General features: G+C 61.6%; 12 protein-coding genes. 8 read left to right on the top strand and 4 right to left on the bottom strand.

Features of this window, described 5'->3' with window-relative positions:
• Nucleotides 1-20: 20 nt before the first annotated feature.
• Both EB835_RS11375 and EB835_RS11380 read right to left on the bottom strand, forming a co-directional pair.
• On the bottom strand, nt 21-1,247 hold the full coding sequence (locus EB835_RS11375) for an MFS transporter (protein ID WP_135809589.1): 1,227 nt from the start codon (nt 1,245-1,247) through the stop codon (nt 21-23).
• 122 nt (nt 1,248-1,369) lie between these two features.
• Nucleotides 1,370-2,410 carry an amidohydrolase family protein gene (locus EB835_RS11380; RefSeq protein ID WP_135809590.1) on the bottom strand — a complete coding sequence of 347 codons (1,041 nt, stop codon included), beginning with the start codon at nt 2,408-2,410 and terminating at the stop codon, nt 1,370-1,372.
• Between the two features lie 209 nt (nt 2,411-2,619).
• Between EB835_RS11380 and EB835_RS11385 the strand changes: the two genes are divergently transcribed.
• The gene (locus tag EB835_RS11385; protein WP_168216715.1) at nt 2,620-3,345 is read left to right on the top strand and encodes an IclR family transcriptional regulator; all 726 of its coding nucleotides are present in this window, start codon (nt 2,620-2,622) and stop codon (nt 3,343-3,345) included.
• Nucleotides 3,346-3,549: 204 nt separating this feature from the next.
• On the top strand, nt 3,550-4,452 hold the full coding sequence (locus EB835_RS11390; RefSeq protein ID WP_135809592.1) for a polysaccharide deacetylase family protein: 903 nt from the start codon (nt 3,550-3,552) through the stop codon (nt 4,450-4,452).
• 120 nt (nt 4,453-4,572) lie between these two features.
• Here the strand turns inward: EB835_RS11390 and EB835_RS11395 are convergent, their stop codons facing one another.
• The gene (locus tag EB835_RS11395) at nt 4,573-6,204 is read right to left on the bottom strand and encodes an acetolactate synthase large subunit (RefSeq protein WP_135809593.1); all 1,632 of its coding nucleotides are present in this window, start codon (nt 6,202-6,204) and stop codon (nt 4,573-4,575) included.
• A 248-nt stretch (nt 6,205-6,452) separates the two neighbouring features.
• On the opposite strand from EB835_RS11395, the gene pheS reads away from it, so the two are divergent.
• From pheS to pabB, 5 genes are all read left to right on the top strand, one after another.
• Nucleotides 6,453-7,496, top strand: a complete 1,044-nt coding sequence (gene pheS, locus EB835_RS11400; protein WP_135809594.1) for a phenylalanine--tRNA ligase subunit alpha — start codon at nt 6,453-6,455, stop codon at nt 7,494-7,496.
• Nucleotide 7,497: 1 nt separating this feature from the next.
• Nucleotides 7,498-10,077, top strand: a complete 2,580-nt coding sequence (pheT, locus tag EB835_RS11405; protein WP_135809595.1) for a phenylalanine--tRNA ligase subunit beta — start codon at nt 7,498-7,500, stop codon at nt 10,075-10,077.
• Nucleotides 10,078-10,255: 178 nt separating this feature from the next.
• Nucleotides 10,256-11,137, top strand: a complete 882-nt coding sequence (locus EB835_RS11410; protein ID WP_135809596.1) for an SDR family NAD(P)-dependent oxidoreductase — start codon at nt 10,256-10,258, stop codon at nt 11,135-11,137.
• A gap of 254 nt (nt 11,138-11,391) precedes the next feature.
• Nucleotides 11,392-12,330 (top strand): DUF308 domain-containing protein, encoded by a 939-nt coding sequence (locus EB835_RS11415; RefSeq protein ID WP_240688697.1) that lies wholly within the window; start codon nt 11,392-11,394, stop codon nt 12,328-12,330.
• Nucleotides 12,331-12,695: 365 nt separating this feature from the next.
• Nucleotides 12,696-15,068 (top strand): aminodeoxychorismate synthase component I, encoded by a 2,373-nt coding sequence (pabB, locus tag EB835_RS11420; RefSeq protein ID WP_135809597.1) that lies wholly within the window; start codon nt 12,696-12,698, stop codon nt 15,066-15,068.
• Between the two features lie 980 nt (nt 15,069-16,048).
• Here pabB and EB835_RS11430 read toward each other — a convergent pair.
• A complete protein-coding gene (locus EB835_RS11430; protein WP_135809599.1) occupies nt 16,049-16,846 on the bottom strand; it encodes a nitrilase-related carbon-nitrogen hydrolase in 798 nt (265 codons plus the stop codon).
• A gap of 41 nt (nt 16,847-16,887) precedes the next feature.
• On the opposite strand from EB835_RS11430, the gene EB835_RS11435 reads away from it, so the two are divergent.
• A complete protein-coding gene (locus EB835_RS11435) occupies nt 16,888-17,544 on the top strand; it encodes a GntR family transcriptional regulator (protein ID WP_135809600.1) in 657 nt (218 codons plus the stop codon).
• Nucleotides 17,545-17,580: the final 36 nt, after the last annotated feature.

The following is a 17,580-nucleotide window of genomic DNA, read 5'->3' on the forward strand; positions in this document are numbered from 1 at the left end:
AGTCGGGTACCGGCCTGTCGTCACACCGACGTCGAATACCTCCTGGACCCGATGATGAGGAGGGCCACACTGCTGATCGCCAGCACCATCAAAGGCACCATCGACAGCGCAAAGCTTCCGGTTCGATCATTGATGAAGCCGATGAGGATGTTGTTGCCGAATGCCGCCAGCGATCCGATCGAGTTGATGATGGCGATCCCGGCGACTGCTTCCTTTCTGCTGAGCCACTCGGAGCTCAGGCTCCAGAAGGGCCCTTTGGCGGCATAGGTCCCCACCAGTACGCCGCAGATCACGATGACGAACACGACGATTGTCGACGCGTTCGGGACGAAAGCCAGAGAGATCGCGGCCACGATTGTGGGGACCAATGTCATCAGCACTCGTTCGGAGCGCCGATCCGACAGCTTGCCCCAGAGGTACATGAGGATTGCTGCCACTGCGAACGGGATCGCATTGATGAGGCCGACCTGAGAGTCCGTGAGACCGAAGCTCTTGATGATCTGCGGCTGCCATAGTGACAGCCCTTGGCTGATCGCGGCGGTTGAGGTGTACACGAGGGCGAGCAGCATGATGCGGCCGTTAGTGAAGAGTGTCCAGAAGCTGGTGTGGGATCGTGTCTCCTCGAGGGTCTGCTCCTGCTCGCTCATTGCTGTCGTCAGCCATACGCGTTCTTCGTCGGAGAGCCACTTGGCGTCCGTCGGGCCGTTCGGCAGCACTTTGAAGGCCATGACGCCGAGGATGACGGCCGGCAGACCCTCGATGATGAACAGCCATTGCCAGCCGTCGAGGCCGAACATCGACAGTCGCAGAAGGAGCCCGCCGATGATCGATCCGAGGACGTTGGACAAGGGAATGGCAATGCTGAACAGCGCCATGTTCCGCGCACGGTAGCGCGGAGGAAACCAGTAGGTGAGGTAGAGGATGATTCCGGGAAAGAATCCGGCCTCAGCTGCTCCGAGGAGGATGCGCATCGCCGTGAATGAGAAAGGTCCGATGACGAACGCCATGGCGGTCGCGATGATCCCCCAGGTGATGAGAATCCGTGCAATCCACAGTCGCGCGCCGACCTTGGCGAGCATGATGTTGCTGGGCACTTCGAGCAGGACGTAGGCGAGGAAGAACAGAGAGGACCCGAGTCCGAAGATCGTTGATGTCAGACCGATGGCGTCGTTCATCTGCAAACTGGCGATTCCGACGTTGTTGCGGTCGACGTGCGCGATGAAGTATCCGAAAGTGAGGAAGGGCATCAGTTTCAGTGAGATCTTTCGAATCGTCCTCCTTTCGAGCTCGCTGTGCTGCGATGATTCAGTGGCGGTATGTGACGACAATGTCAGCTTCCTTTCGTGGTCGGTCGGTGAATCATCAAGATTCAGGAGATTGAGTAGACGGAGGATGCGGTGCGGGCGAAGAGATTATCGATATCCTCCGCCGCCAGACCCTGGCAGAGTCTGAAATAGGAGTTCCACAGCACCGTGTACGAGGCGATTCCCTTGTCGACGGGGAAATTGCTCCCGAACATCAGCCGATCCGAGGTGAACTCGGTCAGCAGGACGTCGAAGAACGGAGCCTGGACCGTTGCCAGCTCCGCCGAAGACGGAGGTCGATCGCGGTGCTCGACCTCGAGCCCGAACGACCGCAGGCCGATGCCGGAGATTTTAATGTGGACATTCGGCAGGTCGGCAAGCCTGCGGACTCGATCCGACCACGGCGAGTTCGGTCGAGGCAAGCGTCCATTTTTACTCAGAGGCCCACCGAGGTGATCGATGACGATGCATGTTTTGTTACATTCCTCTGCGAGTGAGACCACCTCATCGAGCTGACTTTCGTAGGCCCATACGTCGAGGACGAGGTCGCGTTCACCGAGCAGTTTGACACCGTCGCGAAACGCTGGGTCGGACAAGCGGCCCGGGGGAGGAGGGAAGGGTGAGGTGACGATTGAAGGGTCCGAGTGCCACGCCGTCTGGTTGCGGATGCCTCTTAGGCGGCCGTCGGAGGCGGCGAGCATCGCGTCGAGGACGGAGTTCAGCGTGTCGCCCTGGTCGAGGTCAGCACCGGCGATGATCGCTGCTGCAACCTGACCGCGAGGTGAACGAGACGACTCCGCAGCGACTGCCGCCGCGAACTCCACCTCGCCCACGGACCTCATGCATTCTGGTCCGGTCGTCCTGTACCCCGTTCTGCTCTGCACATAGACACTCGCCCGAAGCTTCGGAACTGCGACTGCGTCCTGATCGAAGTCATCGAGCAGATAGCGATCCCCAGGCCTGTTCCAGAGGTGGTGATGCGAATCGATGATATCGACGTCGGACGTCAGCGGCTCTTCAGCACCGAGGGCCAGCCAGGCCGGTCGAATCGGTACATGGACTCGGCGCGGACCGGCCGATCGCGCACGGGGGTGGGTGGTACTCATCTCAGCATCTCCATCGACGTCGAAACTCGACAAACTATCATTAGATGACAACTTCTACCACTGAGTGGCAGATGAACGATAGAGTCCTCTGGAAGGCTTGTCAACGCCCAGGCAGCCCAGAAGAGTTCGGGCACGAACTGTGTCGAAGTTCGTCGGAAGAGAAGTGGGGTTTCGCGATGTCGCCGAGTTCTCCTCGAGACACCAGTAACATGCGGTCACTGGACAGAGCGATCACTGTGGTCGAGGCTTTGGAGGAAGCCGGTCGGCCATTGAAGCTGGTCGAGATCTCTCGTGTGACCGGACTGCACAATGCAACCGTCCAACGCATCCTCAACGCGCTCGAATCGCGAGGGCGGGTCGAGCGAGACGGAAGGGAATATCGATCCGGTGCCAGCGCGGTCTACGGTGCTCATGCGTATCTGACGACGAGCCCATTGGTCGAACGTGCAAAGCCTGTGCTCAGGGAACTGGCTCAGCGAACGTCGTTGACCGCGTCGCTCTTTGTGCGAGCGGGGTGGTCGCGTGTCGTCGTGGCCAGAGTTCCTGGGGCCAAACCGTTGGCATATGAACTTCCGATGGGGTCGCGGCTGTCCCTCCACCGGGGAGCGGGGAAGATCTTTGCCGCCGAATTCTCAACTGAGCAGTTGACTCAGTACATCGAACAGGTCGCTCCTGCAGAAATGTGCGGGGAGTCCGACGCATGGGGCGCGCAGCTGAGGGCGCAGCTCAATGAGATACGTGCACAGGGTTATCACATCGCAAGAGGCGAACGTATCGTCGGAGCAATGTCGATCTCGGCGCCTGTGCGAGATCGTTCCGCGGCAGTGCGGGCTTCGATCACTGTCGGTGCCGAGTCACGGGACGTCGCAGAGGCTGCCGAACAAGAGCTGCTGGCGGAGGTGAAACACGCTGCCGAAGCCGTTCGGCTATCGTGAGCCCTCAGCTCAGCTTCCTCTTCGCCTCCGATCTCGACATTTCCGTGGAGCGAGAGTGGGCGACGCCTAGCGGAGGTGCAGGCTCTCTGACCTTGTGAGACACCTATTGCGCAGATCACGCTTCGGTGAAAGACTCACAGCATCGCGGCATTCGCCCGCAGCGAGTCCGCGTTCTCACTTTCGACTCGACGGAGGATGCGCAAGATGGCCAAAGAGATTTTCGTTTCACTCGGTATCGACATCGACGCAGTGTCAGGTTGGCTCGGTTCCTACGGCGGGGAAGACTCTCCCTCGGACATTCAGCGGGGCATCTTCGCCGGCGAAATCGGAGTTCCCCGGCTCCTGAAGATGCTCAAACGCCGCGATCTCAAGGCAAGCTGGTTCATCCCCGGTCATTCGCTCGAGACCTTCCCTGACCAATGCAAGATGGTGCACGACGACGGACATGAGATCGGCGCCCACGGCTATAGCCACGAGAACCCTGTCGCAATGACGAACCGTCAGGAAGACATCGTCATGGAGAAGTCCGTCGAGCTCATCACGAACCTCACCGGCAGCCAGCCACGTGGCTACGTCGCCCCATGGTGGGAGCTGAGCGCATACACGCCTGAGCTGCTCAAGAAGTTCGGTTTCGAATACGACCACAGCCAGAGCCACAAGGATTTCGTACCGTACTACTCCATCGCCGGCGACGAATGGACGCCGATCGACTACTCGCAGACGCCGGAAACGTGGATGAAGCCGCTCAAACACGGCAAGGAGATCGACCTCGTCGAGATCGCCGCGAACTGGTACGTTGACGACTTGCCGCCGATGCTGTTCGTGAAGAGCAGCCCGAACAGCCACGGCTTCGTCAACCCCCGCGATATCGAGACCTTGTGGCGCGACCAGTTCGACTGGGTCTACCGCGAACTCGACTATGCGATCTTCCCGATCACGATCCACCCGGACGTGTCCGGCCGACCGCAGGTGCTGCTCATGCTCGAACGGCTACTGGACTACATCGGCGGGCACGACGGAGTGAAGATCGTGACCATGGGCGAGATCGCCGATGACTTCCGGGCACGCTATCCGTTCGAATCACCTGAACGCCCGCCGGCGTACTGAGCCTCGTTACGAGACCGTCCAGACTCACGACGAGAGCCCCAGCCGCGACGATCTCGGCTGGGGCTCTCAGCGTTTCAGCGAATGCCGCTCGCGATCGCCGATCGGTTCACCGTAAGTACTTCACCGCTTCCCCAACTCGTCGATGAGCACACGCTTGTTCTCCGAATAGTCGACGGGCACGACCACGACGTGCACACCGCCGGCCTCGAACGCATTCTCCAGCGCGTCGCTGATGCTGTCGACATCCTCGACGCGGGTGCCGGTGGCCCCATACGACTCCGCGTACTTCACAAAATCAGGGTTGCCGTAGGTCAGACCGTAGTCGGGGAATCCGTCCGCAGCCTGCTTCCACCGGATCATGCCGTAGGCGTTGTCCTCGAGAATGACGACAACAAGATCGAGACCCAAACGCACAGCGGTCTCCATCTCCTGGCTGTTCATCATGAACCCGCCGTCGCCGACCACGGCCATGACCCGACGCTCCGGGTAGGTCAGCTTCGCCCCGATGGCCGACGGCAGCCCGGCGCCCATCGCCGCCAGAGCATTGTCGAGCAGCAGGGTGTTCGCCCGGGTCGTGCGGTAGTTGCGGGCGAACCAGATCTTGTACATTCCGTTGTCCAGGGCCACGATCCCATCGGTCGGGACCACGTCGCGGACCTCCTGGACGATCCGCTGCGGGATGAACCGATCCTCATCGGCTCCCTCGTGGATCTTGATGAGGATCTCATCACGCATCGGCAGGAGCGCCTCGGCGGTGGGCACGGGACCGCCGAGTACCTCGGCGAGCTTGTCCAGGGACGGACCCAGGTCACCGATGACCTCGAACTGCGGGAAATACACCTGCTCGACGATGGCGGGACGGTACCCGATGTGCACGACGGTCGGCCCGGTCTCATCCATCGTGAACGGCGGCTTCTCCGTCGTATCGTGACCGATCGTGACGATGACATCGGCCGCATCGATCGCGTCATGGGCGTAGTCACCGGATGTCAGCGCCGCCGTGCCCATGTACAGTTCCGACGCGCCCGTCACCGACCCCTTGCCCATCTGCGTGGTGACGTAGGGGATGCGCATCTGGGCGACGAAACGCGACAGCGCCTCACTGCACGAGGCCCGGGAAGCATCCGCACCGAGCATGAGCAGCGGGTTCTTCGCCTCCCTGATGACGTTCGCGGCGTTCGCGATCGCCGTATCCCCGGCGACGGGCAGACCATTCGTATGCGGTTCGACGAGCTCGAACCCGTCGACCGGCATCCCCGCGATGTCCTCGGGCAGTTCGAGGTGCACTGGTCCCGGACGCTCGGCCTGAGCGGCGCGGAAGGCCTCGCGGACCATCGTCGGAATCATCGCCGCCGAGGTGATCTGCTTGCTCACCTTCGTCAGCGGGTCCATCGTCGCCACCGTGTTGACCATCTGGAACGCCGCCTGCTCGGCCGTGCGGATGCCCTTCTGCCCGGTGATCATGATGACCGGCATCCCGCCGAGGTGGGCGTACGCGGCCCCGGTCGCCAGGTTGAGCGCCCCCGGACCCAGGGTCGTCAGCACCACCCCGGGCTTGCCCGTCAGCCGGCCGTAGGTGGCGGCCATGAATGCGGCGGCCTGCTCGTGGCGGGTGAGGATGAGTTCGATCGAAGAGTTGCGCAGGGACTCGACGAAGTCGAGGTTCTCCTCACCGGGAATGCCGAAGATCCGCTCGACGCCTTCGTTCTCCAGGGCTCTGACCATGACATCTGATGCACGTTGTGTCGTCATGTGCCCGACCCTACGCTTTTCTCCGCTCAGTCCCTATGACCGGTCCCACACCTCCATCACGGAGGTGGACCACCCACCCAGCGGACGTGCGGAACCGCGGGGCCGCCTCGGCGAGGGGATCGCCCACCGAGGCGGCCCACCCACCCAGCGGACGCCGCCCCAGGTCCCGGCAGGGGAAGCGATAGACTTGCTGACGAAGAAGAATGACGTCCCAGCAGCTACGGGCAAGTACGGACAAAAGGACATTGATGACAGACCAACTCGACCCCTTGGACGAGTCGGCCGTGAAGCAGGCCGTCGACGCGGCACTGCAGGCATTCGCGGATTCGACGACTCTCGACGAGCTCAAGCAGGCGAAGATCGACCACACCGGTGACAAAGCCCCGCTGGCGCTCGCCAACCGGGCCATCGGCTCGCTCGACAAGGCCGACAAGGCCGCCGCCGGCAAGATCGTCGGCAAGTCCAGGGGCCAGGTCAAGCAGGCCCACGACGCCCGCCTTGCCGAGCTCGAATCAGAACGCGACACGGCGGTTCTCATCGAGGAGGCAATCGACGTCACTCTGCCCACCGATCGGCGCCGCCTCGGCGCTCGCCACCCGCTGTCGCTGATCCAGGAACAGGCGGCGGACTACTTCATCGGCCTCGGCTGGGAAGTCGCCGAAGGACCCGAGATCGAATCCGAGTGGCTGAACTTCGACGCGCTCAACTTCGGACCCGACCACCCGGCCCGGCAGATGCAGGACACCTTCTTCGTCGACCCCGCCGAGGCGGGACTGGTGCTGCGTACGCACACCTCCCCGGTGCAGTCGCGGTCCCTGCTCGAACGCGGAGTCCCGCTCTACGTCGTGTGCCCCGGCAAGACCTTCCGCACCGATGAGCTCGACGCCACGCACACCCCTGTCTTCCACCAGATCGAAGGCATCGCCATCGACAAGGGCCTGACCATGGCCAACCTCCAGGGCACCCTCGACGGCTTCGCCCGCGAGATGTTCGGACCCGAGTCGAAGACCCGCCTGCGGCCGAGCTTCTTCCCGTTCACCGAACCGAGCGCGGAGATGGACTTCTGGTTCCCCAACAAGGTCGGCGGACCCGGCTGGATCGAATGGGGCGGCTGCGGCATGGTCCACCCCAACGTGCTCCGCGCCGCCGGCATCGACCCCGAGGTCTACCAGGGGTTCGCGTTCGGCATGGGCATCGAACGCACCCTGATGCTGCGCGAGGGAATCAACGATATGCATGACATGGTCGAAGGCGATGTGCGCTTCTCGGCCCGTTTCGGAATGAAGGCTTGATATGCGCGTCCCACTGAACTGGCTGGCCGACTATGTCGATCTTCCGGCCGAGACAGATCCCCATGCCCTCGCGGCCGAATTCGCGAGCGTCGGACTCGAAGAAGAGGACTTCTTCGGCCCCGAGACCACCGGCCCCCTCGTCGTCGGCCGGGTCCTCGACCTGGTCAAGGAAGAGCACTCGAACGGCAAGACCGTCAACTGGTGCCGCGTCGACGTCGGCCCCGAACACAACGAAGCCCAGGATGATCCGAAGGACCCGCAGCCCGGTCCCGAGGTGCCCAGCCGCGGCATCATCTGCGGGGCGCACAACTTCGTGCCCGGAGACCTCATCGTCGCCTGCCTGCCCGGAGCCGTCCTGCCCGGCGACTTCGCCATCGCCGCCCGCAAAACCTACGGACACAAGTCCGACGGCATGATCTGCTCGGCCAAGGAGCTCGGCCTCGGCGAGGACCACTCCGGCATCATCGTCCTCTCCGACCTCGGTCTGACCGGTGAACCCGGCGACGACGCGATCGCCCTGCTCGGCCTCGACCAGGTCACCCTCGACGTCAACGTCACCCCCGACCGCGGTTACCAGCTGTCGATGCGCGGCATCGCCCGCGAATACGCGCAGATGAAGGGACAGTCCTTCACCGACATCGGCAGCCCCGCCGTCGCCCCGGTGAACGAACCGACGACTGATGGATTCCCCGTCGTCATCGACGACGTCAACCCCATCAACGAGGTGGCCGGCTGTGACCGTTTCACCGCACTTCAGGTGACCGGACTCAACCCGGAAGCGAAGACCCCGTTCTGGATGCAGCGTCGGCTGCAGCAGGCGGGCATGCGCCCGATCGGCCTGACCGTCGACGTGACGAACTTTGTCATGCTCGAACTCGGCCAGCCGCTGCACGCCTACGACTCCGCGCTGCTCGGCGACGAGATCGTCGTCCGCCGTGCCACCGCGGGGGAGAAGTTCACGACCCTTGATGACGTCAAGCGCAAGCTGGATCCCGAAGACCTGCTCATCACCGACCGCGGTGCTGACGGTACGGGCGGGAAGATCATCGGCCTGGCCGGTGTCATGGGCGGCGCCGACGTCGAAGTTCACTCGGGCACCACCGACGTCGTCATCGAGGCGGCCCACTTCGACCCGATCTCCATCGCCCGCACCTCGCGTCGCCACAGGCTCTCGTCCGAGGCCTCGCGTCGTTTCGAACGCGGCGTCGATCCGGAGCTCGGTCCTGTGGCGGCACGTCGCTGCGCGGACCTGCTCGTCGAACTCGGCGGCGGCACGCTCAGCCCGGCGACCACGCAGATCGGGGACGCCCCCGAACCGACCGTCATCGAACTCCCGGTCGAGCGCATCGGCAACCTCGTCGGGGTCGAATACACGACCGCCGAGGCGACCGGGCTGCTCGAGGGCATAGGCGCGACTATCGAGGTCGTCGGCAAAGATCGTCTGGCAGTGACCGTACCCAGCTGGCGCACGGACATCACCGACGACGTCGACCTCATCGAAGAAGTCGCCCGCACAGGTGGCTACGGGCGCATCCCGTCCGTGCAGCCCGCGGCGCGTGCCGGCAAGGGACTGACGACCGCGCAGAAGACACGGCGTCGGATCTCGAACCTGCTCGCCGCCGACGGCTTCACCGAGGTGCTGTCCTACCCGTTCACGAGCACGAAGCGGGACGATCAGCTCCGCCTTGAGGCCGATGATGTGCGACGTGAGCACATCCGCCTGGCCAACCCGATGTCCGAAGACATGCCGCTCATGCGCACGAACCTGCTGTCGACGCTCGTCGACCTTGTGGTGCGCAACCTCGGCCGCGGCGCCAAGGGCGTCGCGCTCTTCGAAGCGGGACTCGTGTCCACCTCGGCAGGACTGCCCGAAGGCCCCGGACCGCGGCACCTGCCGGGCTACCACCCCACCGAGGCAGAGCTCGAGAAGATCTACGCCTCCGTGCCGGCCCAGCCCTACCACTACGCGGGCATCATCGCCGGCAATGCGGAGCTGCCAGGAGTCTGGGGCAAGGGTCGCAAAGCCGAGGCGACCGACGTCATCGACACCGTGCGCCGGATCGTTGCCGTCAATGGTCTCGAGGTCACCGTCGAGTCCGACCAGATCGCCCCATGGCATCCCGGTCGGGCCGCGAAGTTCGTCCTCGCCGACGGCCAGGTGCTCGGGCATGCGGGTGAACTCCACCCGAAGGTGTGCGAGAACCTCGGCCTGCCCGCCAGGACCGTGGCCTTCGAGATCGACCTCGACGCGCTGCTGGCACAGGAGGACCTGCGAGCTTGGGACGGCGCCCTGTCGACGTACCCGGTGTCCCGTCAGGATGTCGCGCTCATCGTCGATGCGGACCTGCCGACGCAGACGCTCGCCGCGACGCTGCGTGAGGGTGCGGGCGAGGAGCTCGAGCTGCTCGAGACCTTCGACCTCTACACCGGTGACCAGCTGCCCGAGGGCAAGAAGTCGCTGGCGTTCCGCCTGACGTTCCGCGCCCCGGACCGCACGCTCAAGGCAGATGATGCCTCGGCGATGCGTGAGGCGGCGACGAAGTTGGCCGCCGAGCGTCACGGCGCTGAAGTCCGCAGCTGAGCTGAGTGCGTCACAGAGCCCGGTTGACCGCTACAGTGGTTCGACCGGGCTCTGCCGTATCCGTGCCGAGCATCGCGGCAGCGAGTACGAGAGCGATCGACCAAGCGGCGGTCAGAACCTGTACCGCACTCCACGACACCTGAAAACCCGCACCCGACCAACACCGAGGAGTCCTGAAATGTCTGAGAAGCTGCCCTACGGAACTAACATGCCGACGACCGATGGGTCCTCTGAAGCGACCGCGGCCCCGTCCGAGACGATCGCACTCATCACCGGCGGTGCCCGCGGAATCGGACGCCACCTGTCGGAGGCGTTCGCGAAGGCCGGGTATGACGTGATCGTCACGGCCACCTCGGCGGAGAAGGCGGAAGCTGCGGCTGAAGAGATCGCTGAATCGACCGGGGGAACGGTGACCGGTGTCGGTCTGCGCACTGATGACATCACTGTGGTGAACCAGCTGCGTGACTCTGTCGCTGAACTCGAGAAATCGACGGGGAAGCGTCTGCAGGTGCTCATCAATAATGCCGGTCGAATCGAGTCGACGGAGGGTCCGCTGTGGGAGGCCGACCCGGAGGCCATCAAAGGTGTCGTCGACGCGAACGTCCTCGGTGTCGCACTCATGGTGAACACGTTCGCCCCGGTGCTCATGGATGCCGCCGAGGCGACCGGTCGTCCCAGCCGGATCATCGACCTCAACTCGGGGTCGGGTGCGCAGGGCACTCCGGCGTATGCCGTGTACTCGGCCTCGAAGGCGTCGCTGTTCCGTCTCGCCGATTCGGTCGTGCACTTCGGCCATGAGAAGGGGCTGCGGATCTTCGAGATGGCGCCTGGTGTCGTCGAGACCGCGATGACGAAGTCGATGCCCGTCCACGACTTCCGTCAGGGAGATGACTGGACCTCGCCCGCGCAGGTCACCGACCTTGCGCTGGCGCTGGCTTCGGGGATTTTGGATGCGTTCACCGGGCGGTACGTCCGTGCAGGTGCGGATTCGGAGGAGTCACTACTCGCCGAGGCGGCCAACGGCCTGTCGGATTCGTCCCGGCGACTCGTGCTCGGGTGATTTGGTGTCCTTCTCGGCCGATCTGATCATCGACAGTAGATGAAACGGCTGTGGGTAGCGAAAGTTGGTTTAGACGAGGAATCCGAATCGCAGACTCGGTCGAGTGGGGTGAGCGGCTCAAAGATCACCTGAACGTTCTGTAGTTGAATCGTAACGTTTGCATAACCATCGGCGTAGTGTTAGGCAATTGGAATAATCGGCTAGTTTTGTCGGATACTCTAGTTTGAGTTTCAACTTCCGAGTGTCGAGGTGACATGAGCCAGAACCCAGCCCCTTACAACCAGCAGCCTCAGCAGAATGTTCCTGCTGGGCAGCCACAATACGCCCAGCCATCGGGCGCTCCTTTCGAACCCGCCTATCCTCAGGCCGGTGGGCCCGGTTCCTATGGCAGCACCGGCGGTCAGGACCCGCTCGCGGGACGAGGGGGACAGAAGCGCGGAAAGAACGTGATGGGAATCATCGCGTTCATCGTTGCGGTAGTCGGTTTTATTTTTGCTTGCGTTCCTGGGGCACTTATTGTCGGTTGGGTTCTTCTTCCAGCCGCATTTTTGCTTTCGATCATCTCCTTCTTCTTGAAAGGTAAGAAGGGTTTTTCCATTGCGGCCCTAATCATTTCGGTCGTGGGAACGATTGTCGGTATTCTTGTCTTCTTCTTCGTTGTCGCATCTTCGTTCGACGAGGCGTTCAGCGATGAGGTGTCCGCCGACACGCCAGTGCAGGAAGCAGATAGCGCTGCAGTCGAAGAAGGTGGAGACGCTGGGGAGGAAGGCACACGGGAAAACCCATACGCTATCGGTACCAAGATCAGTACCGATGACTGGGATATGACGATTACCGATGTGACCTTGGACGCCACGGACGAAGTTCTCGCAGAGAATGAATTCAACGAAGCGCCAGACTCCGGGAACCAGTACATGCTTATTGACGTCGAGCTGACCTATAAGGGCGATGAGCCTGGCGGTGAAATGCCAATGTCGACCGTCGAGTATGTGACGTCAGGAGGCAATACCTTTGATGGTCTCGACGACATGGTTGTTGCACCGAATGCGCTGGACGAGATGGAGAATCTGTATAACGGTGCTTCGGCATCAGGATCCGTTGCCATCCAGATCCCCACTGAAGACGCTGAGTCAGGAGTGCTCGCGGTGAGTCCTGACATGTTTGCGGACAAGGTGTTTGTTGCCGTCAAGTGACTCACTAGGTCGCAAGAAGACATGGTTCCTCCTGGCGCAGTTCTCGCTTCGTCAGACTGCCTTGGATGTATCGGTACCGCAGATTCTGCGGTACCGATACTTTTGACGTTCTGTTGAACCACGCTGGATCCCTATCGGTCGTTCAGCGCTTGTATGAGTCTGGTTGACCACGCACCTTTCGAATTGACCGGCGGCCGCTCGTTCTCGGAGAATGATGAAGCAATCGATGCATGGTTGTTGAGTAGCATCAGGGTCACTTCGTAGTCGGCTGAATCTGTCCATGCCGCGGTTCGCACCAATCGATCGAACTGCAGTCTTTGCCAGAGCGATTGGTATGGCGATCACCTACTGGCGAGGAGGCAGCTGTGGTTCGCACATTGCTCATCGACAACGCCGATTCATTCACACTCAATGTTTTCCACCTCCTCGCCGAGGTGAATGGTTGCGTCCCGACACTCGTGGCTAATGATTGGGCGGAGTTCTCGGCCGACGTGCTGACTGAGTTCGACAACATCGTCATCTCTCCGGGGCCCGGAACACCGGAGAAACCGGCAGACTTCGGAATCTGCACCGAGGTGATCGCACAGTCGCCGATTCCCATCCTCGGAGTGTGCCTCGGACACCAGGGGATTGCACACGTGCATGGTGGAGCGGTGGCGTATGCTCCCGAACCCCGACACGGTCGAGTGTCTCCGATCAGACATTCCGGCACCGGACTCTTCGCTGGCCTTCCGTCACCGTTCTCGGCGGTGCGGTACCACTCACTCGCGGTCACCGAACTGCCCGAGTCACTTGAAGCTACTGCTTGGTCCGAAGATGGTGTCATCATGGCACTGCAACATCGGACCAGACCGCAGTGGGGAGTTCAGTTCCACCCGGAGTCGATTGCTTCCGAGGGAGCCCGAGCACTACTGCAGAACTTTGCGCAACTGACGATAGAGTCCCGCGGTCGAGGAGCGAGTACTCCAGGAAGTGCCGAAAAGAACCCGGCCGGCGAGAGCATTTCGATTGGTGTAGGTACCATTTCAGGTGCCGACGTTCCCGCGGGGACGCGCTCAGCTTTCGGGTCTCCCAAGATCACTGATCATTTCCGCGAACGACCACGCCGCTACATTCTCGATACCGACGAACTGCCGCAGACGGTCTCCGATGCACGCCTCTTCACCGAACTCTTTGGCAACGAGCCAGAGTCCGTGTGGCTCGACGGGAATCTCCCCGGTAACGCCTCTTCGAGGTTCTCGATCATGGGCGCTCCGACGGGTCCGCTGACCGAGGTCGCGACTGCCTCGGTGCCGGAGGGAACTGTCAAAGTCCGAACGAACAATGACGGATCAGAGACTTCCATTGAGACCTCCGGTTTCTTCGACTGGCTCGACGGTGAACTCGCCGACAGGGAAGTTGAACTCTCTGCCATAGGAGAGGAGAGCTCGGACCTGCCGTTCGAGTTCCGCCTCGGGTGGGCCGGCTATCTCGGCTACGAGCTCAAAGCCGAGGTCGGCGCGCCGAACCCGCACGAGTCCGACCTGCCTGACGCTGTGATGATGTTCCTCGACCGTGGTCTCGTCATCGATCACGACACTGACCGCATCCATCTCCTTGCGCTGCGTGAGCCTGATGATCCTGCGGGCAGTGCCGCCTCGCAGCAGTGGTTCGACGATATCCGTGCACGGATCGCTGCTATCCCCGCTCACGACGTCGGTGAACTCGTTCGACCGAGGGCAGCCTCGGCGCGGGTTGAGGACACAACCCACGCAGACCACACACGCCCACGACTGTCGGCCCGGCACAGCCAGCAGGACTACCTCAGGCTCATCGACCGGGTGCAGCAAGAGATCACCGACGGCGAGACCTACGAGGTGTGTCTGACGAACATGCTCGAGGCCACGGTCGATCCACATGAGGACGCACTGGCGATGTACCTGCGTCTGCGAGTGGACAATCCGACGCCATTCGGAGCGTTCATCCGGACCCGGGACTCAACGATCCTCAGCACGTCGCCGGAGCGATTCCTGCGCATTGACGCCCGTGGGCGAGTGGAGTCGAAGCCGATCAAGGGCACGCGTCCCCGCGGGGACACACTCGAGGAAGACGCGGCGATCAAGGCCGAGTTGGCTGCCTCGGTGAAGGATCGGTCGGAGAATCTCATGATCGTCGATCTGGTTCGGCACGACCTCGGGCGCACGGCGGAACTCGGATCGGTTCAGGTGGACACGCTCTTTGGCATCGAGTCATATGCGACGGTGCATCAGATGGTGTCAACGGTGAGCTCACAAGTGGATGAACAGAGCAGTCCGGTGGAGTGTGTGCGGGCGGCATTCCCGCCGGGGTCGATGACCGGGGCACCGAAGTTGCGGACGATGGCGATCATCGACGAGCTCGAGGCCGGCGCGCGTGGGGTATACAGCGGTGCGGTCGGATACTTATCGCTGAACGGTGCCGTTGACCTCAGCGTTGTCATCCGCACCCTCGTGGTCCGTGACGAGACCTGGAGGTATGGGGTCGGTGGGGCGGTTGTCGCGTTGTCGGACTCGGATGAGGAGTATGCGGAGACCGTGCTGAAGGCGGAGCCGCTGCTGCGGTTGTTTGGTGGAGCGGAGTTCCCTGGTGTGAGCGACCGGAATGACGGGAGCGGAGTCAACTGTGATTATGGAGACGGTATCCATACGGTGATCCGCGCCGAGGTGGCTGGTGCTGCCAACGACAACATAGCCGAGGGTGCAAGTGGAGTAGACCGATGACTGTTTGGGTATGGGACTCGCAGGAGTCCCGATTCGAGGAGGCACCGGAGGACGTCGGAACGTGGACATTGCTAGCGGCGGATTCGTGGTTGGTCGAAGAAGGGCAAGTGAGGGCGTTCGAACGTCATCGAGCACGATTCGCCGATGCTGCGGTGCAGGTGGGTGTCGGCGCCTTGGTAACTGCCGAATTCTGGGCGTCGGTCGTCGAGAAGATCCCGGAGGCAGGGGAGTGGTTCCCGCGAGTGGACGTTCTTGAGACGGCACCGGGCGGCACTCGAGTACTGGCGCTCCGTTTACGGCCAGCACCGCCCCGGACTCATGAACTGGGAGTCCTCATCCCTCCCTATTTCGATCCGCGTAGCACGCCTGGGCGTAAGGGACCGGATATCGCAATGCTCGAGAACCTGCGGACGCAGGCTCGGGAAGAGTATGACTGCGACGAAGTGCTCCTGCTCAGCAAAGATGGCTACGTCATCGAGGGTGCGACGACGAGCCTGCTCTGGTGGGACGGAGACACGTTATGTGCACCGGACCCAGCCCTGGGTGCCTTGCCGGGGGTGACCTCGGCATTGATCCTCAATGAAGCTCGCGTAAGATCGATCCCGGTCGAGTATCACCAGGTGAGGCCCGAAGTGCTAATCCGGCACGAAGCATGGCTGGTTAACGCGTTGCATGGAATCAGACGGGTGTACCAGCTCGTAGACACAAGAACTGACTCAAGCCCCGTTCATGTTCAGTCCGCAACAGCCGTGGTATTCGGGCGTTGGCGGGAGTGGATGAATTCCCGCCAACGCCGCTTCCTCCGGCAGTAGTTCATCCAACTTGCGGATAATCGCGAGTGCGTTTCTCTATGACTGAGTGCATTGCTCAGTTGGCTGGTAACTCAAGTCATTTTCATTATCGTCGCCGCGAGACGATGCGCCGTGATCCAGTGTTGATCCATACCCCATGTCCCATCTGGTCGTGCCGAGCTCCGGGCTCTAATACCCCAGCTTTGCATTCGACAAGATTGGAATGCTCTGCCGCGCTCGTTTCGAGTGGTCAGGATCGATGTCGACGAAGGACAACGACTCTTCACCGCCAAGTTCAAGCAATACATGACCAAATGGGTCTACGACAGTGCTATGGCCAACACCAGTTGGAGCCTCGTGTGCTGCCGCCACGCCAGACATCCCAGGGTCTGCTTGGTCGACAGCGACAATAGTCGTATTACTATCCAACGCTCGGGCGCGAGTAAGTACCTGCCACTGTTCGACCTTCCCCTCTCCGGCTCCCCATGATGTCGGAACTACAACGACCTGCGCTCCGGACCTAGAGAGCTCGGCGAACAGCTTGGGAAATCTGATGTCGTAGCAGATGGCCAAGCCGAAAGTTACACTGCCGATGTTGATCGTAAGGACGGAACTGCCGGGTTCCACAGCTTCAGATTCTCGATAGCCGAAGGCATCATAGGTGTGAATCTTGGCATATGCCGCGCGAGTGCCGTCGGGAAGATACACCGCGGCGAGATTGCGGACTCGATGGCCAGCTTTCTCGAATTCTCCGATGACGATGCTGATTTCAGCCTCTTGCGCGAGAACTGACACGGTCTTCGTCCAGTATTCTCCGAAATCAGCACAAGCTTGGGTGAGAGGCGTTCCGAAGGCAGTCATCGTTGCCTCGGGAAACACGATCATCGAGGCGTCACTGTCCGCGGCCTCGAGGACGTATCGTTTGACCTTGTCTAGGTTGGCATCAACCCGGCCATCAGTATTTATCTGCGCTAGTGCGATCTTCATGTTCACATCCCTTATAAATACACTTGGTATACATTTGATGCATGCCTCCTCAGAAGTCGATGAACAGCCAGCAAAAGGCCTACGAGTACTTGCGGTCAGAGGTACTCGTTGATCCCGCGATCCAAGGGACCTTTCTGAACGAGCAGAACCTTGCTTCCGAGATCGGGGTGTCGCGCACCCCTGTTCGAGAGGCCCTGCGAGTTCTCGCGACTGAGGGGTTGGTGGAGATGGTCCCGAACCGAGGAACCTTCGTTTCGAAAGTCAGCCGTCAGCAAGCTCGCGACGTGATGGAACTCAGAAAAATTCTTGAGTGCCACGCCGCGCGTGTCAGCATTGAACGCGAGCGAACTCCGGTTGACATAATGCTTGAAATCCTCAACAAACAACGTAGCTTCATCAACAGTTCGTCGGACTCTTCCTCAATCGATTTCATCGCGCTCGACAGGGACTTCCACTTTGAGCTCCTCAAAGCCACCGGCAACTCGGAGATCATTCGTACCTATGATCGACTGCAGACGCGGCAGCGCATCATCGGTGCTGAGGCTCTCAGTACTTCGACTCGGCGAGAAGCAGTGTGCTTAGAGCACCAAGCCATCGTCGACTGCTTGGAGTCAGGCGATGTCGATCGAGCCGAGACTGCAGTGAGCGAGCATATCGATGTGACCGAAGCACACCTGCTGATGGTGCTCTCGGAATAGCCGAGGGGTCCGTACTTGCAACTCACACAGAGTCGA

This window comes from Brevibacterium sp. S22 (genome assembly GCF_004745485.1).
Taxonomy (GTDB): Bacteria; Actinomycetota; Actinomycetes; order Actinomycetales; family Brevibacteriaceae; genus Brevibacterium.